Annotated in this window: 16 protein-coding genes; 10 read left to right on the top strand and 6 right to left on the bottom strand. The window is 63.1% G+C overall.

The window, feature by feature from the left end; genetic code table 11:
• Positions 1-154: 154 nt before the first annotated feature.
• The gene (locus tag ACR9ZN_RS32040) at positions 155-4171 is read right to left on the bottom strand and encodes a PAS domain-containing protein (protein WP_481274139.1); all 4017 of its coding nucleotides are present in this window, start codon (positions 4169-4171) and stop codon (positions 155-157) included.
• Positions 4172-4425: 254 nt separating this feature from the next.
• Between ACR9ZN_RS32040 and ACR9ZN_RS32035 the strand changes: the two genes are divergently transcribed.
• Positions 4426-5259, top strand: coding sequence for an aminoglycoside phosphotransferase family protein (locus tag ACR9ZN_RS32035; RefSeq protein WP_481274138.1), 834 nt, complete (start codon positions 4426-4428; stop codon positions 5257-5259).
• 6 nt (positions 5260-5265) lie between these two features.
• Here ACR9ZN_RS32035 and ACR9ZN_RS32030 read toward each other — a convergent pair whose 3' ends face one another.
• The gene (locus tag ACR9ZN_RS32030) at positions 5266-6123 is read right to left on the bottom strand and encodes an aldo/keto reductase (protein ID WP_481274137.1); all 858 of its coding nucleotides are present in this window, start codon (positions 6121-6123) and stop codon (positions 5266-5268) included.
• A gap of 170 nt (positions 6124-6293) precedes the next feature.
• Positions 6294-7229 (bottom strand): LysR family transcriptional regulator, encoded by a 936-nt coding sequence (locus tag ACR9ZN_RS32025; RefSeq protein WP_481274136.1) that lies wholly within the window; start codon positions 7227-7229, stop codon positions 6294-6296.
• 111 nt (positions 7230-7340) lie between these two features.
• Here ACR9ZN_RS32025 and ACR9ZN_RS32020 point away from each other — a divergent pair, with 111 nt between their 5' ends.
• The gene (locus ACR9ZN_RS32020; protein WP_481274135.1) at positions 7341-8090 is read left to right on the top strand and encodes an SDR family oxidoreductase; all 750 of its coding nucleotides are present in this window, start codon (positions 7341-7343) and stop codon (positions 8088-8090) included.
• 20 nt (positions 8091-8110) lie between these two features.
• Here ACR9ZN_RS32020 and ACR9ZN_RS32015 read toward each other — a convergent pair whose 3' ends face one another.
• A complete protein-coding gene (locus tag ACR9ZN_RS32015; RefSeq protein ID WP_481274134.1) occupies positions 8111-9250 on the bottom strand; it encodes a Gfo/Idh/MocA family protein in 1140 nt (379 codons plus the stop codon).
• Positions 9251-9442: 192 nt separating this feature from the next.
• Between ACR9ZN_RS32015 and ACR9ZN_RS32010 the strand changes: the two genes are divergently transcribed.
• The 5 genes from ACR9ZN_RS32010 (at position 9443) to ACR9ZN_RS31990 (ending at position 14681) form a co-directional block, all read left to right on the top strand.
• On the top strand, positions 9443-10783 hold the full coding sequence (locus tag ACR9ZN_RS32010; protein ID WP_481274133.1) for an ABC transporter substrate-binding protein: 1341 nt from the start codon (positions 9443-9445) through the stop codon (positions 10781-10783).
• A 4-nt stretch (positions 10784-10787) separates the two neighbouring features.
• A complete protein-coding gene (locus tag ACR9ZN_RS32005) occupies positions 10788-11711 on the top strand; it encodes a carbohydrate ABC transporter permease (RefSeq protein WP_481274132.1) in 924 nt (307 codons plus the stop codon).
• On the top strand, positions 11708-12541 hold the full coding sequence (locus tag ACR9ZN_RS32000) for a carbohydrate ABC transporter permease (protein WP_434955631.1): 834 nt from the start codon (positions 11708-11710) through the stop codon (positions 12539-12541). The genes ACR9ZN_RS32005 and ACR9ZN_RS32000 overlap by 4 nt, the downstream gene beginning before the upstream one ends.
• Before the next feature lie 21 nt (positions 12542-12562).
• Positions 12563-13387: a sugar phosphate isomerase/epimerase family protein gene (locus tag ACR9ZN_RS31995; RefSeq protein WP_441773767.1), complete on the top strand. Its 825-nt coding sequence runs from the start codon at positions 12563-12565 to the stop codon at positions 13385-13387.
• Positions 13388-13568: 181 nt separating this feature from the next.
• Complete coding sequence (locus tag ACR9ZN_RS31990; protein ID WP_481274414.1) at positions 13569-14681, top strand: ABC transporter ATP-binding protein; 1113 nt, start codon at positions 13569-13571, stop codon at positions 14679-14681.
• A 146-nt stretch (positions 14682-14827) separates the two neighbouring features.
• Here the strand turns inward: ACR9ZN_RS31990 and ACR9ZN_RS31985 are convergent, their stop codons facing one another.
• Complete coding sequence (locus tag ACR9ZN_RS31985; RefSeq protein ID WP_481274131.1) at positions 14828-15178, bottom strand: hypothetical protein; 351 nt, start codon at positions 15176-15178, stop codon at positions 14828-14830.
• A 406-nt stretch (positions 15179-15584) separates the two neighbouring features.
• Between ACR9ZN_RS31985 and ACR9ZN_RS31980 the strand changes: the two genes are divergently transcribed.
• Positions 15585-16103 (top strand): DUF1176 domain-containing protein, encoded by a 519-nt coding sequence (locus ACR9ZN_RS31980; RefSeq protein WP_481274130.1) that lies wholly within the window; start codon positions 15585-15587, stop codon positions 16101-16103.
• Positions 16104-16187: 84 nt separating this feature from the next.
• On the top strand, positions 16188-16844 hold the full coding sequence (locus ACR9ZN_RS31975; RefSeq protein ID WP_481274129.1) for a TetR/AcrR family transcriptional regulator: 657 nt from the start codon (positions 16188-16190) through the stop codon (positions 16842-16844).
• 8 nt (positions 16845-16852) lie between these two features.
• Here ACR9ZN_RS31975 and ACR9ZN_RS31970 read toward each other — a convergent pair whose 3' ends face one another.
• On the bottom strand, positions 16853-17440 hold the full coding sequence (locus tag ACR9ZN_RS31970) for a L,D-transpeptidase (protein ID WP_481274128.1): 588 nt from the start codon (positions 17438-17440) through the stop codon (positions 16853-16855).
• 191 nt (positions 17441-17631) lie between these two features.
• Between ACR9ZN_RS31970 and ACR9ZN_RS31965 the strand changes: the two genes are divergently transcribed.
• The gene (locus ACR9ZN_RS31965) at positions 17632-18618 is read left to right on the top strand and encodes a LysR family transcriptional regulator (protein WP_481274127.1); all 987 of its coding nucleotides are present in this window, start codon (positions 17632-17634) and stop codon (positions 18616-18618) included.
• The last annotated feature ends 64 nt before the right edge of the window (positions 18619-18682 follow it).

Genomic DNA, 18682 nt, shown 5'->3' with positions numbered 1-18682 from the left:
GTACCTCTGCCCTCATCGAATATGGGCTGCCTCGTTCATAGGCATAGCAGCCTGTTACCCACAGTGAAAGATTATTCCTGCGCGTGCAAGATCTTTTGCTACTTTAATGCCAGGAAAAAAGTTTCACCACGAATAGCGACCGCTCGCAAATGGCTCAAAACAGGGCATCCAGCGGCTGCGGCCGAGCCAGGATGAAGCCCTGGGCCTGATCGACGCCCAGGCCACGCAACAGAGCCAAAGTCTCCTCATTCTCCACCTGCTCGGCCACCGTAATGGCACCCAGGCGATGACCGACCGTATTGATCGATTCGACGATGGCGCGATCGACTTCGCTCTGTGTAATCTGCCGGATGAAATCGCCATCGATCTTCAGGCCGTCGACGGAGAATTGCCTGAGATAGGTGAAGGAGGACAGTCCCTTGCCGAAATCGTCGAGGATTACACCGCAGCCGGCAGCACGCGCCCTGGAAAGAAACTGCTGGGCGGCCGCCAGATTGTTGATCACGGCAGTCTCGGTAATCTCGAAATGGATCCGCCGGGGCGGCAGGCCCGATTGCGCAAACTCCTCCTGCAGCAGCGGCCAGAGGAAGGGATCGTTCAAGGAGTTGGCCGAGAGATTGATGGCAAGGGTGATGTCGTCGGCGCCCAGCAGATGGGCACCATAGCGACGGAACGTGGTGTGGATGACCCAGCGGTCGATGCTGCCCATCAGGTCATAATGTTCGGAGGCCGGGATGAAGGCAGCCGGCGCGACGATGTTGCCGGCATCGTCGAGCATGCGGAGCAGGATCTCGAAATGCCGCTGTCCGCCGCCCTGTCCGGAAAGATCGAAGATCTCTTGGGCATAAAGGCGGAAGCGATTGGCTTCAATCGCATGGCGAATACCCGCAGCCACCCGCATCTCGCTGTGATTGCGATGGGCCGCACTCTCACCGTCACCATAGACCGCAAACTGGTTTCGGCCGGAGGTCTTGGCCGTGTAGCAGGCGATGTCGGCCTGGCTCATCAACTCATCCTGCCGCGGTGACTGCACATCGATCTTGGTCAGCCCCATGCTGGCCCCGATTTGATAGGTCCGGCCATCCCAAGCGAAGCGCAATTCGGCCAGGCCACGCAGAAAGCGCTGCGCAACCGTTTCCCCGTCGCCGATCGAGCAATCGCGCAGCAGCAGTGCGAACTCGTCACCGCCCAGGCGCGCCGGCACATCCTCCGGCCGGCAGACGCGGCGCATGAGATTGGCGACCTCGCGCAGCAGCGCATCGCCGGCAGCATGCCCGGCACTGTCGTTGACGATCTTGAAACGATCGAGGTCGATGAAGCACAGCACGTGCCAATGTTCGCCCTGGCGCGCTCGCTCCAGCGAAAGTCGGATCTCGCGCTCGAAGGCGGATCGGTTGGGAAGCCCGGTCAGACTGTCGTGATTGGCCGAATGTTCGAGTGCCTGCTGGAGGACGCGGGCCTTTGTCACGTCCTGGAACACCAGCACCGCACCGATGATCTCTCCCGTGGCCGTCCGCACGGGAGCGGCCGAGTCGCGCACGCTGCGTCGCTCACCATCACGCCGCAGCAGGACGGCGCCGTCGCTGAGATAATAGGGGCGCATCCGCGCCAGGCAGGTCTCCACTGGATCGGCAAGGATCTCGCCAGTGGTTTCATCCACGATGCGAAACACCTCGGCCAGGCGCTTGCCGACCACATCCCGGCCCATCCATCCCGTCATTTCTTCCGCGACCGGGTTCATGAAGGTGACCCTTGCGTGAGCGTCGGTCGAGATCACGGCGTCCCCGATCGAATGCAGGGTGATCCGCAATCGCTCCTTTTCCTCGAACAGTGCCTCCACCAGTTCCTTGTGCTCGGTGACATCCCAATCCATGCCGACCGTGCGGACAGGCGCGCCGGCCTCGTCGCGGATCACCCGGGCGAGCGAATGGATGTGGCGGATCTTGCCGGAACGCTGGACCCGCAAGCGGAATTCCATGTCGAACAGCGAGTCTTCGCGCATCGCCCTGTCATATTCGCGCGTGATCGCGACGACGTCGTCCGGATGAATGCGATCGAGCCAGGCCTGCCGGCTGCCGTCATAGCTGCCCGGCGCCATTTCATAGAGCTGGTGGAGGCGATCGTCCCAGCTATAGCGCTGGGAGGCAAAATCATACTCGAAGACGCCGACGCCAGCCGCCTCGATCGCCAGTTGCAGCCGCTGATTGAGGGCCAGGATAGCGCTCTCGGCCTCCTTGCGTGCGGTGATGTCGGTATGGGTTCCGATAATGCGCAAGGCACGCCCGTCCGCTGCCCGTTCGACCACCTTGCCCCGGTCATAGATCCAGCGCCAGTTGCCATCCTTGGCGAGCAGACGGTTCTCGAAAACGAAATCCGGCGTCTCGCCACGCAGATGCGCCTCGATAGTCGCCTGGCAATACGGCAGGTCTTCGGGATGAACGCGATCCGACCACTCGCTCGCGCTGGTGCCGATCTCGCCCTCCCCGTAGCCCAGCATTGCTTTCCACTGATGCGAATAGAACACCTCCCCGGTCTCGAGATTTTGGTCCCAGACCCCGTCGCCCGATCCATAGAGAGCAAACTGCCAGCGCATCTCACTTTGCCGCAAAGCCGCCTCGGCGACCTTGGCATCGGTGATGTCGCGGGAGATGCCGATCAGCCCGGTAATCTCGCCACGCTCGTTGCGCCGGGGCGCCTTGGTGGAGGAATAGGTGCGTCGCAAGCCCTCGAGCATCGCCGTTTCCTCCATGGTGGAGGGTTCCCCGCTCTCCATCACGTGGCGGTCGTTCTCGATCAGGGCGCCCGCCACCTCGGCCGAAAAAATCTCGGTGTCGGATCGACCCAGGATTTCATCGCTCGTCTTCCCCATCAGCCTCTCGACCGAGGGATTGACCAACGCGTAGCGACCGTCGCGATCCTTGGCGTAGATCAGGTCGGGCGTCCCGTTCATCACGGCCTGCAGCAGAACCAGCGTGTCGTGCAGCCTCTGATTGCGTTCCACATCGTCGGTGACGTCCCAGCAGACACCGATCCCATGCGTCAGGGCGCCGTCCTCTCCTCGGATCAGCCGAACCGTGGAGCGGATATGACGCCCCCTGCCCGTCTTCGGATGCCGGACGCGATAGTCGAGCTGATAGTGCGAGCCCGACCGCAGACCGCTCCGACGGATACGGTCGACCCGGGCAGCATCTTCGGGCGAAAGCAAGCTGCGGAACGCTTCCATCGTGTTGTCGAACGTCTCCGGCGTGACGCCGTGAAGCGCGTAGGTTCGCGCATCCCAATGCCGGAGCCCCGAGGGATAATCGACGTGGAAGATGCCGATACCACCGGCCTGCACGGCAACTTCCAATCGCTCCGAGACGGCGGAAAGGCGTGCCTCCATCTCCTTTTGCCGCGTGATGTCGGTGATGGTTCCGATCATGCGCCTGGCGGTGCCGTCGGGTGCATACTCAACCGTCCGGCCTCGGCTTATCACCCAGATCCAATGGCCGTCACTGTGCTTCAATCGGTAGGTGACGTCGAAATCACGATCGCCATTGAGCCGAACACGCTCCGCGGCCTCCGCCGTGCGGGCGAGATCGTCCGGATGCATCCTGCTCTGCCAATTGCCGATCGAAAGCACGTACTCGTCGTCCAGAAGGTTGAGCATCGTGCACCAATGCGGCGACACCCACACCATCTCAGTGGGCACGTCGAAGTCCCACACGACCTGCCTAGACCCCTCCAGTGCCTGGCGCCAACGCCACTCCGCCTCGGCCAGGCTCGTCTCGTTCGGCATTTGGGCCGACACGGCCACGATTTGCGCAATGGCGGCATAGGGCGAGGCCTCGTCCGGCTTGGCCAGTTGGGAGAGGCTGGTCATGCCGGTGAAGACCGTGCCGTCATGGCGACGATAGCGGCGCTTGACACCGTCCTCGTCCCAACCATCCCAGGAAAGACCGGCCCGGTCCTCCGGATGGGCAAGGTCGACAAGAGTCATGCCGACATAGTCTGCCGCCTGGTAACCGGTGAGCCGACAAAAGGCCGGATTGGCATAGCAAAACCGGCCGTCATGCCCGATCAGTGCCATGGCGACACCGGCTTGCTCGATGACGCGGCGAAGCAGAGCCACATCGCCCGGAAGAACGACCGCATCGAAGCGATCGGAGCCCAGCCCGGCATCTATCTTCATCTGGCGGATCTCAACTGCGCGAGCGAAATCAACAGCATTGGAATTGCCATGATGGTACCGAGAAGCTACGTCATTGCCAAATGTCGTCGCAGGAATTTTCGCCTTTTTCAGCAGTGATTTGCGCCCGCACTGGAATAGGCGCCCGAGAACATTCGGTAAGCCGAGGAAACACTTCCCAGACGCCGGCATCGGGCTACCGGTCGCTCTCCCTCCGGGCACCGGGCGGCCACGGCGGGCTATTTTTGAGAGATCCCATGCATTCGTCTCAATTCCGGCAACATGCCGTTTTCGCCGAGGCGCTTGCGCGCTGGCGGCTCACACCGGATGGCGAGGCGATCGTCACCCATGCCGCGCGCCTGCTGCCAGTGCGCTGGCAAGGACGTCCCGCCATGCTGAAAGTGGCCACGGCGGAAGAAGAGCGTCAGGGTGGCCTGTTGATGAGTTGGTGGCACGCTCAGGGCGCTGCCGAGATCTTTGCCGCCGAGGCAGACGCCATCGTGATGGAACGCGGCGGCGCTCCGCTCTCTGCCTTGGTCGCCGCCGGGCGAGACGACGAGGCCACGATCATTCTCTGCGAAGTCGCGGCAAAGCTGCATGCAGCCCGTTCCGATCCTCCTCGCTCCCTCGTTCCCTTGCAGGCCTGGTTTGCCGATCTGCAGCCAGCCGCGGCCCGGGAGGGCGGCCTGCTGGCGCGCAGCGCCGCCGAAGCACTTGCCCTCCTGGCCAATCCCTGTGAAGAGACCGTGCTGCATGGCGACATCCATCACGACAACGTCCTCGATTTCGGGCCTCGCGGCTGGCTCGTCATCGATCCCAAGGGCCTGTTTGGCGAGCGTGGCTTCGACTATGCCAATCTCTTTTGCAACCCCGGCAAGGGCGACGGCGGCGCTTTCGCCTCCTCACCCGAGCGTTTTTCACACCGGCTGACCCTCGTGACCGAACATGCCCGTGTCGAACGCAGGCGGATGCTGCAGTGGATCATTGCTTGGACCGGCCTGTCCGCGACATGGCAGATCGAAATCAACGAGAGCCCCGCCATCGATTTTGCGATCATGAAGCTGGCTATCGGCGCAATCGATCAGGGCTGAGCCGCATCAGGGCAGGCGCTCTCCCCGCGAGGCCACCAGCACCGAATACCACTCCTCCCGGCTCCAGCGCGGCAGATAGGCTTGCGGGATCTCCCGGATGCGGTCGAGATTCTGCGTTCCCACGATCGGGATGGTCCGTGCCGGATGGACCATCAACCAGCTCAGGGCGACGGCGGTGCGGGAAATGCCGGCCTGCGCGGCCTTGGCATCGAACAGGGCCACCACCGCCCGTGCCCGCTCGTCCTGCGGCTGCGCCAGCCTGCCTCCGGCCAATGGCGACCAGGCGAGCACCGCCATGTCATTCATGATCGCCTGGTCCAGAATTCCGTCTGCGAGCGGATCGAGCTTGAGGGCCGAAAATTCCGGCTGATGGCTGATGATGGGCAGGCTGAGGCAAGCCGCCAGTCCCTGTGTCTGGGCAACGGTATAATTCGACACGCCAATGGCAGCGATCTTGCCGGCCCGATGCGCGTCTTCGAGGGCCCTGGCAATCTCGCTAGGGTGGGTGAGGATATCGGGCCGGTGGATCTGCCACAGATCGATGCGGTCGACCTGCATCCGCTTCAGTGACGCATCGATGGCCGAGGAAAGATAGGCGGCGGAGGAGTTGTAGGGTGTGCCGAAGACGATGCCGCCCTTGGTTGCCAGTACCATGCGCTGGCGCAAGCCGGGGCTGGCTTCGAGCACCCGGCCGAGCTGGCTCTCGGCAACCCCGAAGCCGCCGAGGTCGGACGGGCCATAGATGTCGGCGGTGTCGAACAAGGTGACCCCGGCCTCGAGCGCAGTCTCGACCAGTCGTTGAGCCGAAGCGAGGTCCTCGCCCCCGAAGCGCCACATGCCCCAGGCCACAGAGCTTACCGACATGCCGCTGCAGCCGAGGGGGCGTATCTTCTCTGGTGCCGGCAAATCGCTCATCTCAGGACCTCACAGTGACCGCGCGTCACTTCTAGAGCAAAGCGTGTTCAAGTGTGAACGGTTTTTGCTCTAACTCTTTGGTTCGACGCGTCTTTGCGATTTGAAATGATTCAATCAAATCACAAGACGCTCGTGCAAGCGGAAGCGGCCATGGACATCCCCTCCTCCCAATAAGGCGGGTCGCCGAAGCTGCGTTTCAGATGCTCGGTCAGTGCCCGCAGCTTGGCTGACGGCCGGCGCCCTTCCGGATGAGCGAGGAAGATGAATTCCGGCTCCGGCCGCACGCCGATATCGACGACCTGCAACTTCCCGGCGCGGATCTCGGGGCCCGCGATGAAAGCCGGCAGCAGGCCGATGCCGAGGCCGGCAAGCGCGGCGTCACGGATCATGTCACCATTGTTGACCCGCAAGGCGACCTTCGCCCGCACGATTTCGACACCGTCAGGCCCGAGGAACCGCCAATCGGCAGCCCCCCGGTTCGAATAGAACAGCCCCTTATGATGATCGAGCTCGCCGATGGAACGCGGCGTGCCCTCGCGGTCCAGATAGTCCGCGGATGCCACCAGAATGCGCCGGCTTGGAGCCAGACGCCAGACCATCAGCCGTGAATCCGCAATGGCACCGTGGCGGATGACGCCGTCATAGGCAGCGGAGGCGACGTCGACCCGGCGATCGTCGAGGTCCAGGATGAGTTCGACCTGCGGATGATCAGCCAGGAACGGAAACAGGGCCGGACCGAGATGCATGTGCCCAAAGGTAATCGGCGCGGCAATCCGCATCGGACCAGCCAGGGTGCCGCGCCGCTCCGCCAGATCCGCAGCCGCCTCTTGCACCTCTCGCACGATCCGCCTGGCGCGCTCGAGAAAAGCAGCTCCGTCCTCGGTCACCGACAGGCGCCGGGTGGTACGATGCAGCAGGCGCGTACCGACGGTCCGCTCCAGTTCACCCAGGCGTTCGCTGACCACCGACTTGGACAGGCGCAGGCTGCGTGCCGCCTCGCTGATCGAACCTGCTTCTGCCACCGCTACGAAACTCGCGATCCCGTCCAGCTTCATTGTTCGGAAATCCCGGAAGATAGATCCAATATAAGCAGGATACCCCGAACATGATGACTGCGCCATATTCGCTTCATTCAAAGCGTCTCCCATGAACAAGGAACTGCAATCATGAACAGGCTCTCAGGCAAGCGCGCTCTCATTACCGGCGGTACCACCGGCATAGGCCTGGAAACCGCCCGCCAATTCCTGGCGGAAGGCGCACGCATCGCGGTGACGGGCACCAATCCCCAAACGCTGGAGGCCGCGCGCAAGGAACTGGGCGAAGGTGCCCTCGTCATTCAGTCGGATGCCGCCGACATCGCCAAGCAAAAACAGCTCGCCGAGACCATCGCGCAAGCCTTCGGCGGGCTTGACATCCTCTTCGTCAATGCCGGCATTGCCCAGCTCAAGCCGCTAGCGGACTGGAGCGAGGCCGATTTCGACAAGGTCTTCGACATCAATCTGAAGGGGCCTTACTTCCTGATCCAGGCACTGCTGCCGATCCTGGCCAATCCGGCGTCGATCGTGCTGAACACCTCGGTCAACGCCCATATCGGCATGCCGAACTCCAGCGTCTACGCCGCGTCGAAGGCCGCGTTGCAATCGCTGATCCGCACCTTGTCGGGCGAATTGATCGGGCGGGGCATCCGCCTGAACGCCGTCAGCCCCGGTCCGATCGCCACGCCGCTCTATGGCAAGCTCGGCTTCTCGGAGCAGGACCTGAAGAGCGTCGCCGATAGCATCAAGGGACTAGTGCCCACCGGCCGCTTCGGCGAGGCCAGCGAAATCGCCAAGGCCGTAGTGTTCCTGGCTTCCGACGAAGCGACCTATACCGTCGGCAGCGAACTCATGATCGACGGTGGCATGGGCACGCTTTAGGGCTTCCCGAACACCTGCTCCTATCCGGTGCTGCCGAGGCTCGCCGCCTCGTCTTCCGACAGGGCCGAGGGCTGTACGTCCGGAGCCTCGATCGACACCGTCCGCCCCAGGCGCGCGGCTTCCAGGATGCCTTCCATGATCTCGAGCACATGCAGCGCGAGTTCGCCGGAAGCCCGCGGACGGCGCCCCTCCTCGAGGCTGCGGGCCAGGTCGGCCACTCCGAGCATCCGATAGTTGGCGCGATCGGGCGCGGCATAGGGCCAGTTCAGGCCGCCATAGGTCATGGCCGCCGTATCGATGTCCTGCCAGGGCTCGCCCTTGCGGCTGAGGGCGAGGGTGCCGCCGAAGGTGTCCGGGTCGGGCAGGCTGAGCGAGCCTTGGCTGCCATGCAGTTCGATGGGCTGGTTGGAGTGGCGGAACACGTCCCAGCTCATGCCGACATTGACGATGGCACCCCCGGCGAACTCGACCAGCGCCATCAAGGTCGTGGGCGTGCCGACGGCAAAGCTCGTGCCCTGGTTCGGCCCGGGCGCAGTGATCAGCCGTTCCGCCTGCCCGGTCGTCGCCATCGCCGCAACCTGGCGCGCCGGCCCCAGCAAATTGACCAGCATGGTCAGGTAATAGGGGCCCATGTCGAGAACCGGCCCGCCGCCGGGCTGATAATAGAATTGGGGATTGGGATGCCAATGCTCCATGCCGCGGCTCATCATGAAGGCGGTGCCGGTGGTCGGACGGCCGATCGCTCCCTCTTCCATCAGGCGGCGGGCCGTCCGCCCTGCCGCACCGAGAAAAGTATCGGGGGCGGAGCCGATCGCCAGCTTATGCCGACGCGCCTCCTCGACCAGCCTCCGGCCCTCCGCCGCCGTAACGGCGAGAGGCTTTTCGGTGAAGACGTGCTTGCCGGCGGCAAGAGCCGCCATCGATACCTCGAAATGGACGGCTGGAATGGTCAGGTTGAGAACGAGGTCGATTTCGTCATCGCCCAACAGTTCTTCCACGCCAAGTGCCCGAATGCCGTATTCCCGGGCTCTGACCTTGGCGACTTCCGCCGAGATATCGGCACAGGCTTTCAATTCCACGCCGGGGAAAAGCGCAGCATTGCGCAGATAGGTCATCGAGATATTGCCGCATCCGATCACGCCGATGCCGAGTTTACCCATGCGCGTCCTCCGCCATCCCAGTCAGCTGGGTTGCTCATTTTTGCATTAATTTAGAAAGTAAACACGAGAAGCGTTGTGTTTGAATGAAATTTTTTGAACGAAAATGACAATTTATCCTTGACAGCACGCGGCCTCAGGCCAAGCATGACCCGAAAATCAAGGTGAGCATTCACCATAAAGGGAGGACTTGTGATGTCGGACGTTCAGTCACGCTCGACCCCGGTTGCCGGGGCTTCGCAATCCGGGTCGGCAGCGGTGCCGAGCCGGCGCACCTTCCTGCAGGGCGCCGGCCTTGCCGCAGGTGCTTTGGCGCTCGGCCTGCCCCGTCGCGCCCATGCCGCGGACCGCACCGAGATCACCTTCGCCAGCGCCAAATTCTTCGGCAAGCAGACCATGGCGCAGGTGGTGGACGCCTATAACCAATCGCAGGGCAAGATCCACGTCACTTATGTCGAGCTGCCGCCGCCCAGTTCCTCCACCGAAGTGCACACGGCCCTGGTGCAGCAGCTCGCCCGTCGCACGGGCACGCCCGACGTCTTCACCCAGGACGTGGTCTGGATCGCCGAATTCGCGGGTGCCGGCTGGGCCTTGCCGCTGGACGAATATTTCAATGCCTCGGTGCAGAGCCAATTCTTCCCCGGTCTGGTGGCGGCCTGCACGTACAACAACAAGCTCACCGCCCTGCCCTGGTATGTCGATTCAGGCATGCTGTTTTATCGCAAGGACCTGCTCGAAGGCATTGGTGCCAAGCCGCCGCAGACCTGGGACGAACTGGCCGCCGCCGCCCAGGAGATCCAGAAATCCGGCAAGGCCGATTTCGGCTATCTCTGGCAAGGCAAGCAGGCTGAAGTGCTGGTCTGCGATCTCGTGGAGGCGATTGCCTCCAATGGGGGCTCGATCCTCGCCGCCGACGGCAAATCCTCGACGCTCAGCGACGACAAGGCGGTGGCGGCCGTCCAATTCCTCTATGACACCATCAATAAGACGAAGATCAGCCCTTCCGATGTCCTGAGCTGGGACGAAGAACCCTCACGCCAGCCCTTCACGGCGGGCCGCGCGCCCTTCCTGCGCAACTGGTCCTATGTCTATGCGATCGCGCAGGACAAGGCGGCATCTTCGGTGGTCGACAAGGTTGGCGTGGTGCCACTGCCCCATTTCGCCGGCGGCAAGAGCGCGGCCTGCCTCGGCGGCTATCAATATGGCGTCAACGCCAACACCAAGAACCGGGAGGCGGCCATCGAATTCCTGACCTGGATGTCCTCGCCATCAACCCAGCTCCAGTTCGCCCTGCAGCTCGGGATCGCCCCTACACGCCCCGAAGTGTTCGAAGATGCCCAACTCGGCAAGGAGCAGCCTTTCATGAAGCAGCTCAAATCGGTGTTCACCGGCGCGACGCCGCGCCCCGTCACCCCGAAATATGCCCAGGTCACCCTCGCCATCCAGTCGGGCGTCTCCAAGGCGCTGGTCAGCGGCAACATCAAGGCAGAGTTGGAGGCCGCCAGCACCAAGATCAATTCGATCGTCGCAGGATGACGCGATGAGCGTGCAAGCCTCCGCGGCCAGCCCTCCCCTCGGGGCTGGCCTGCGGTCCCTGGACCTGGCGCCCTGGATGCTGATCCTGCCGCTGCTGATCTCGCTCGGCTCGGTCTCGGTCTATCCCATCGTCAACGGGGTCTGGCTGTCACTGACCAATACCTCCCTCGTCACCCAGGAAGACGCCTTCGTCGGCCTTGCCAATTATCGCACGCTGCTCGGTGACGACGGCTTCTGGAACGCGTGGGGGCATACGGTTCTGTTCACGGCGGTGTCGACGGCGCTCGAGACCGTGCTCGGGCTCGCCATGGCCCTGCTGCTGTACGAGCCCTTCATTGGTCGCTCCCTGGTGCGTGCCGCCATGCTGGTGCCCTGGGCAATGCCCACCGTGGTCACCTCGAAAATGTTCGGCTGGCTGTTCGACGGACAGCACGGGCTGATCAACTACCTCCTGAAGTCCGTCGGGCTGATCGATGGCAACATCAACTGGTACGGCTCTGTCGACCACGCCCTCGACACCATCATCATCGCTGACGTCTGGAAGACCACGCCCTTCATGGCCCTGCTGCTGCTGGCGGGCCTGCAGACTGTGCCTCGGTCTCTCACCGAGGCCGCCAAGATGGACGGTGCCTCGGCCTGGCGCATCTTCTGGCACGTGCGCCTGCCCCTGCTGCTGCCGACCTTGCTGATCGCCGGCATGTTCCGGGCCCTCGATGCCTTCCGCATCTTCGACCTCGTCTATGTCCTCACCGGCGGCGGCCCGGCCGACTCCACGGAAACCTTGTCCACCCTGAGCTACAAGGTGCTCTTCTCCACCCTGCAGTTCGGCTATGGCTCTGCGCTCTCCACCGCGATGTTCATCACAGAAACCCTGATCGCCATCGGCTTCGGCATCTTCATCGTGGCACGGCTGAGGAGGCAGGGATGAACGCCCGCGAGATCCTGCGCCTCATCGTCGTCTATACCGGCGCGGCCCTGCTGCTCGTGTGGTCGGCCGGCCCGTTCCTGTGGCAGTTCTCCACCTCGTTGCAGCTCGACAAGGCGCTGACCGATCCGGTACCGAGCTTCTGGCCTTCGCCGGTCACCTTCGAACACTATGCCAATGTCTTCTTCGTCAAGAAGTTCCAGCTCTATGTGCTGAACTCGGTGATCGTGGCGGGGCTCACCACCCTGTTCTGCCTGGCCATCGGGGCGCTGGCCGCCTTCTCGCTGTCGCGGCTGGAAGTCAAGGGGCGCTTCGGCATCCTCGGGGTCGTGCTCTCGGTCTCGATGTTCCCGCAGATCGCCATCGTCGGCCCGCTCTACCTGACCGCTTCCAATTACGGCTTCCTCGACACCTATAGCGGCCTCGTCATCGTCTATCTGGCGCTCGGCCTGCCGCTGGTGACCTGGGTGCTGTTCGGCTATTTCGACACGCTGCCGCGCGAGATCGACGAGGCCGCGCGCATGGACGGAGTCGGGGTTACAGGTCTGTTCGTCCGCATCATCCTGCCGATGTCGCTGCCCGGCCTCGTCACCACCGGCCTGCTCGCCTTCATCGCTGCCTGGAACGAATTCATGTTCGCCCTGGCCTTCACCTCGACCATCGAGCACCAGACGATCCCGGTCGGCATCGCCAATTTCACCAACCTCTATTACGTGCCCTGGGGCGACGTGGCGGCCGCCTCCGTGGTGGTGACCGTGCCGCTGATCGCGCTGGTACTGTTCTTCCAGCGCCACATCATCGAGGGCCTGACTCAAGGCGCGGTCAAGGAATGACCGTCGCCAAGGAATGACATCATGAACGAGACCGCAAAACTGAAGGCCGGCTGCCAGACCTTCACCTGGGAAATGCTGGGCAAGGGCTGGAGCGGCAATGCCGACGACCTGCTCGCGGCCATCGCGGCGGCAGGTTATGCCGGCATCGAGATCACCGACACCATGATCCCGCCCTATGCCGACCGCCCGCAGGACTTTGCGAAAGCATTGGCAGACCATGGCCTGACGCTGGTGGCCTTTGCCTGCGGCAGCAGTTCCGGTTTCACCGAAGCCGACGCCGTCGAGGCCGACCTCGCCATGGTCGACCGCGCCCTGCGCTTCACCGCGCATTTCCCCGGTGCCATCCTGTCGCTGGGCAGCGCCACGATCATGAGTCCCGGCCCTCTCGACGACAAGTTCGCCATTGCCGGCCGCTTCTACAATGGCGCCGGCGAACTCGGCCGTATCGTCGGCGTCGATGTCGCCGTGCATCCGAGCTCGCATCACGACACGCTGCTGAGCTCGCGAGCCGACTATGACCGCATCATGGCCCTTCTGGACCCGGCCCTGGTCGGCTGGGTGCCCGACACCGGCCACATCCTGCGCGGCGGCCAGGACATCCTCGATACGTTGCGCACCTACCAGGATCGCATCCGCTATCTGCATCTGAAGGATGTCGATGCCGAGGGCCAGTGGCGCATGCTGGGACAGGGCGTCTGCGATCTCAGAGCGGTGGTCGACATCGTTGCCGCCGGGCCGAACTTCAATGGCTGGCTGGTGCTGGAGGAAGAATCCGACACCGCCGCCGCCGACCCCGCCGCTGCCGTCAGGGTCAATCGCGAAACGCTGCGCCGCGCCGGCATCTGACCCATGAGCGCTCACTTTGCGAACAGTAGCGCGGAATAATGGAGGGTCGATCTCCCAGCTCCATCGAACGATGGAGCGAGATCGACCGTCTTTGTTCTCTATTTCGCTCGACGTTTCCAAGATGGTCGATCTGGAGATCGACCCTCCATCCCTGCATCATCTCGCAAAGGAGAACGCCACGATGGCCACCGTCAATCTCAAGGGATTGCGCAAATCCTATGGCGCCGTCGAGGTCATCAAGGGCGTCGACCTGGAGGTTGAGGATCGCGAGTTCGTGGTCTTCGTCGGCCCCTCCGGCTGCGGCAAATCGACTCTGCTACGCATGATCGCGGGGCTGGAGAAGATCACCGGCGGCGACCTCCTCATCGACGGGCGTCTTTCCAACGACATCGCGCCGGCCAAGCGCGGCCTCGCCATGGTGTTCCAGAGCTATGCGCTCTATCCCCACATGACCATCGCGGACAATATGGGCTTCGCCCTGCGCATCGAAGGTGTGCCCCGGGCCGAACGTGCCGCCAAGGTGCAGGCTGCTGCCGAAACCCTCCAGCTCGGCCCGCTGCTGCATCGCCGGCCCAAGGAGCTTTCCGGTGGTCAGCGCCAGCGCGTCGCCATCGGCCGCGCCATCGTGCGCAATCCCAAGGTTTTCCTGTTCGACGAGCCGCTGTCCAATCTCGACGCTGCCCTGCGCGTGCAGATGCGCATCGAGCTGATGCGCCTGCACGAGCAGCTTCAGGCGACCATGATCTATGTCACCCACGACCAGGTCGAGGCCATGACCATGGCCAACAAGATCGTGGTGCTGAATGGCGGGCGGATCGAGCAGATCGGCGCGCCGCTCGAGCTCTATAATCACCCTCGCAACCTGTTCGTGGCAGGCTTCATCGGCTCACCGCGCATGAACACGCTGCCGGCACGGATCGTCGAAGCCGACGCGACAGGCTTGGGCCTTTCCTTGCCGGGGAACAAGCGCATCCGTCTGCCCTTTGCGGGCAGTGGCCTGAAAGTCGGTTCCGAGGTCACCTTCGGCATCCGCCCCGAGCACATCACGCTGGTGAACGGAGCGGATGACACAGGCGAAGCCATCGCCGGGACGACGAGCATCGTCGAACATCTGGGCGGGCTAACCGTGTTTCATACAGCTATCGCGGACGGACAGACACTGGTGGTGCAAACCGACGGCAAAAACCCCGTGCGTGCCCACACTGAGGTCCGCCTGCGGATCGATCGCGATTCAGCCCATGTTTTCGGGCCTGATGGCACTGCCCTGCCACGCCTGGCCGCAAATATCGCGTAGACCGCACAGGTCTCGCGAGGCGCCAAGACAAGCATGAGTAATGCTGTGTTTTGCAATCCGGCGGTATCGCCGGCAATTGCAAAGACACGCTGAAATCCGGGGAGCCGGGACGACGACCGGCTCGATCCAAATGCATCGTCCTTCGATCAACCGTGAAGGCTATGGCTACCGCGCACTTCCGTAAGCGGCGTCGCCGTCATGGTCGGGCGCGGATGCTGCACCATATGGTAGGCGATGCGTCCCGCCCCGATCAGCTCATAATAACGCAACACCGAATTGGCCGCGCGAGGAGCATGTCCTTCGAGATTGGCATGGTGCTGCCCATCCCTGGGCACCACCTTGAAATCACCATTGGCCGCCATCAACCGACGGGCACACAAGGCCTCAATCATCGGACGGGTCTGTTCCGTCCATATGTACCAACCGTAGTCGTCAGCCTGAGTACACAGGAATTCGAGCTCCTCGACCGAGAAGACAGCGGCATGGCTTTCTTTCATGGCTCCACCCTATCGTTTTGACCCCGCTCGATTGAACGCGGCAGGGTGCATATGGTTCCGTGAAGGCAGTGCGAAAACTATAGCGCGCATCGTCGTCGTAACCTAGGTATAGAAATCGATTTATCTTTTAAATTTTATTCATTTACCTGTATTTCGTCGCGTAAAAATTGAGCAAATAAGTCATAATCTGGGCAGAGTTGCATAAATCCGTCATATGAGCATCTTCCCGGCCAACAAGCTGGTGTGAATTCCGCCGTCGCGAGTCGCCGCCTTCCACCGGACAAATCCGCACATTACAGTCGAGCCCGCACGCAAAAAGGCCAACAATGACCGGACCTTGCCGTTCCCGGACGCAGGCCTCGGCCGGCATGATGCCGTCAGTGTCATCACAACCGGAAAAGCCTCCATGCGCCGCCTTTCAATCGCCTTGGTCATGACCACCTTGCTCGCCGGCTCGGCCTCAGCCGAGACCTTCAAGGACTGGCAGGTGAACTGCGATACGAGCCGCCAATGCCAGGCCGTCGGCTTGGCCGCAGGCGACCCGGATGCGAAGGGCTATCTCAGCATCCAACGCCGCATCGAGGCCTCGGCACCGGTGAAGGTCCGTTTCTCGGTGGTCGATCCGACCGGTGTCCTTGCCGGCCACCCTTACGTCCTTCTGGCGGACGGCAAGCCCATCGGCGACGTTGCCGGCCGAGTGACGTTTTCCGATCCCGAGGAAGAAGGCGGGCTGGCAGAGGCCACCCTCCCCGCCGACGCAACGTCTTATTTGATCCAGGCCTTGCGGCGGCACCACTCCCTGCAATTGCAGGCAGCAGACGGCAGCCTGGCGGTCAATGTCTCGCTCGCGGGCGCTGCCGCCGCCTGGCTCTATATGGACGACCACCTGGCCAAGAACACCCCTCCAGCCGAGCCCGCGACATGAACGGTGGATCGCGGGAGAGAGAAACTTGCGCCTGCCTCTACGCACGTATACTCCTGCGGCCTCGAAAACATTGCAGGCGCGGGCATGGCCAGGAAGAAAACACCCCCTCCCTCCCAATCGACCCCCGCCCCCCAAGCCAAGCGCCCGCGCAATGCCGCGGCGACGCGCGAAGCTATTCTGCAATCGGCGCTGATCGCCTTCTCGCGCGCAGGCTATGACGGTGTCGGCCTGCGAGAAATCGCGGGAGAAGCCGGTGTCACCGCCATATTGGTCAACCGCTATTTCGGTTCGAAGGAAGAGATGTTCGCTGAGGCGGCCAAGATCGCCTGCACCGATGCCAGCCTGTTCGAAGGCGATGCCACCTCCCTCGCCGACCGCGTGGCGCAGGCGATGGTGGCCAACCCTGCCGGCGAGAGCGCCGGTGTCGATCCGTTCCGGCTGATGCTGCATTCGGCCTCCAATCCCAGGGCTGCCGAAATCCTGCGTGAGGTCGTCACTGAACAATTCGAACGCCCGCTTGCCGCCAGCCTACCCGGCAAGGACCGGTCGGAACGCGCCACCCTGTTCCTTGCCTTGATCGCCGGCGTCGCGCTGATGCGCGACGTGATCGCCAGTTCCTCCCTCGCCGAGGCCGACCCGTCGGCGCTGGCCAAGCGGCTGGCTCAGATGCTCAAGCCCCTGATCGACGACAAGCCGGCCAAGAAGACGGACAAACCCCAGCAGCTCAGCCTGGGATTTTGAGACAGGCTCTAAGCCGTCGAGGCGCTGGCCGGGAGCACGACCACGGTTGTCCCGACGGGCACGCGCCGGTGGAGGTCGATGATATCCTGATTGAGCAGGCGCACGCAGCCTGACGACACCATGGTGCCGATCGTCCAGGGCTCGATGGTGCCGTGCAGCCGGTACAGCGTGTCGCGCCCGTCCTTGTACAGATAAAGCGCGCGTGGGCCGAGAGGATTGCCGGTTCCGCCCGGCAACCCGGCGGCGTATCTCGCATAGCGTTCGGGCTGGCGCCGGATCATGTTGGCCGTCGGCGTCCAACGCGGCCACTCGGCCTTGCGGGCGATGGTTGCACGGCCTTGGAAATTGAAAGCCTCTTCCTTGCCCACACCCACGCCGTAACGCAGGGCTCTGCCATGCTCCAGCACGAGATAGGCATGACGCTCGGCCGGATCGACCACGATCGTGCCGGCTTGCTCCTGCGTCTCGTAGGCGACCTCCCGGCGCAGATATTGCGGCTTCACCCGTCGCAGGTCGACAGCAGGCACGGCAAAGGGCTCGGACTCGACGGCTCCATAGAGCAAGGCCTGATCCGGGTCGACAGGCACTTCCCGCATGCTCAGATCCGGTGTGCGGTCCTGCGCGCATCCGGCCACCAAAAAAGGCAATCCAACCATAAAACTACGCCTGCTTATCATCATCACGCCTTCCGCAACGCCACCAACACGGCACGGAGGCGATTGAGCCCGATGACACCGCTGACGTCCATATGTTATGATGCTATGATAACCATAACCATGAGGCATGAATGGACATCGCGGTCGCCTTGCGCGCTTTCGTCCGCACCGTCGAGCGCGCTTCGGTAACGGCCGCAGCGCGTGACCTTGCCGTCTCCCAGCCCGCCGTCACCAAACATCTGCGCAATCTCGAACGGCATGTCGGCGCCAGACTGCTGGAACGATCCTCGCGCATCGTACGCCCGACACCACAGGGACAGGCCCTGTACGAAGCCAGCCGAGGCGCGCTCGCCACCATTGACGCGGCCCTGGAAGGAGTCCGGCGTGACATGGGGGCCATCGAAGGCCCGCTCCGGCTGCATGCACCCTCCTGCATCGGCGTCAGGCACTTGCATCCAATCGTCATGGCATTCCAGAAACGCCATCCCGCCGTTACGGTCGATCTCATCCTGGAGAACCGTGATATCGACCTTGTCTATGAAAACTTCGATCTGGCGGTGAGGTATGGACGTCCTGCCGGCCAGGAACTGATCATCCGCCGTCTCGGCCTGATCCGGCGTATCCTGGTCGTGGCGCCGAGCTTCCTCGCCCGGTCCGGGCCGATCGACACGCCGGAACGGCTGTCGGACATCGGCATCGTGAGCAGTGCCAGACTGCTTTCGCCGCGCGACATCCTGACATTGCAACATCGCAGCGGCGAAACGCTCGACCTGCCTGTCCAGCCCATCCTGCGCACCAATGACGCCGAGGTCATCACCGCCACGCTCCTGCAAGGGCACGCGGCCGGGCCGGTGCAGCAATTGCTGGTGAATTGCGAGCTTGCCGAGGGGCGTCTGGTCCGTATCCTGCCCGACTACGTCGTCCGGCCTACGGAAGCCTTCCTGGCCTTCCCCTCGGTGCGCTATATGCGACCGGTGGTGCGCGCCTTCACCGATTTCACCATTGCGGCGCTACGCAAGATCGACGGCATCGATTCGACAGAAAACGACGCGTTCCAGCTCTCTCTCGATCCCAACGACACGACCCTGGCTTCCTGCGGCAGCGAGGCTGCGATCTGAGCTTGCGCCTCGATTGCGATCGGTGCGTTTCCGCAAGGGCCCGCGGGATCTCGTCCGTTGCTGC

The organism is Labrys sp. HAY1-8F (assembly GCF_056754975.1).
Note: the sequence above shows the minus strand (reverse complement) of the source record. Positions and strands in the feature narration are given on the sequence as shown.

Bases quoted from the DNA above. Each gene is read 5' to 3' on its own strand.
- ACR9ZN_RS31970 (WP_481274128.1), bottom strand. From the start codon at position 17,440: ATGCGGGAAGTGCCTGTCGACCCGGATCAGGCCTTGCTCTATGGAGCC.
- ACR9ZN_RS32000 (WP_434955631.1), top strand. From the start codon at position 11,708: ATGAACGCCCGCGAGATCCTGCGCCTCATCGTCGTCTATACCGGCGCG.
- ACR9ZN_RS32015 (WP_481274134.1), bottom strand. From the start codon at position 9,250: ATGGGTAAACTCGGCATCGGCGTGATCGGATGCGGCAATATCTCGATG.
- ACR9ZN_RS31995 (WP_441773767.1), top strand. From the start codon at position 12,563: ATGAACGAGACCGCAAAACTGAAGGCCGGCTGCCAGACCTTCACCTGG.
- ACR9ZN_RS32010 (WP_481274133.1), top strand. From the start codon at position 9,443: ATGTCGGACGTTCAGTCACGCTCGACCCCGGTTGCCGGGGCTTCGCAA.
- ACR9ZN_RS31980 (WP_481274130.1), top strand. From the start codon at position 15,585: ATGCGCCGCCTTTCAATCGCCTTGGTCATGACCACCTTGCTCGCCGGC.
- ACR9ZN_RS32030 (WP_481274137.1), bottom strand. From the start codon at position 6,123: ATGTCGGTAAGCTCTGTGGCCTGGGGCATGTGGCGCTTCGGGGGCGAG.
- ACR9ZN_RS32040 (WP_481274139.1), bottom strand. From the start codon at position 4,171: ATGAAGATAGATGCCGGGCTGGGCTCCGATCGCTTCGATGCGGTCGTT.
- ACR9ZN_RS32035 (WP_481274138.1), top strand. From the start codon at position 4,426: ATGCATTCGTCTCAATTCCGGCAACATGCCGTTTTCGCCGAGGCGCTT.
- ACR9ZN_RS32005 (WP_481274132.1), top strand. From the start codon at position 10,788: ATGAGCGTGCAAGCCTCCGCGGCCAGCCCTCCCCTCGGGGCTGGCCTG.
- ACR9ZN_RS32025 (WP_481274136.1), bottom strand. From the start codon at position 7,229: ATGAAGCTGGACGGGATCGCGAGTTTCGTAGCGGTGGCAGAAGCAGGT.
- ACR9ZN_RS31985 (WP_481274131.1), bottom strand. From the start codon at position 15,178: ATGAAAGAAAGCCATGCCGCTGTCTTCTCGGTCGAGGAGCTCGAATTC.
- ACR9ZN_RS31975 (WP_481274129.1), top strand. From the start codon at position 16,188: ATGGCCAGGAAGAAAACACCCCCTCCCTCCCAATCGACCCCCGCCCCC.
- ACR9ZN_RS31965 (WP_481274127.1), top strand. From the start codon at position 17,632: ATGGACATCGCGGTCGCCTTGCGCGCTTTCGTCCGCACCGTCGAGCGC.
- ACR9ZN_RS31990 (WP_481274414.1), top strand. From the start codon at position 13,569: ATGGCCACCGTCAATCTCAAGGGATTGCGCAAATCCTATGGCGCCGTC.
- ACR9ZN_RS32020 (WP_481274135.1), top strand. From the start codon at position 7,341: ATGAACAGGCTCTCAGGCAAGCGCGCTCTCATTACCGGCGGTACCACC.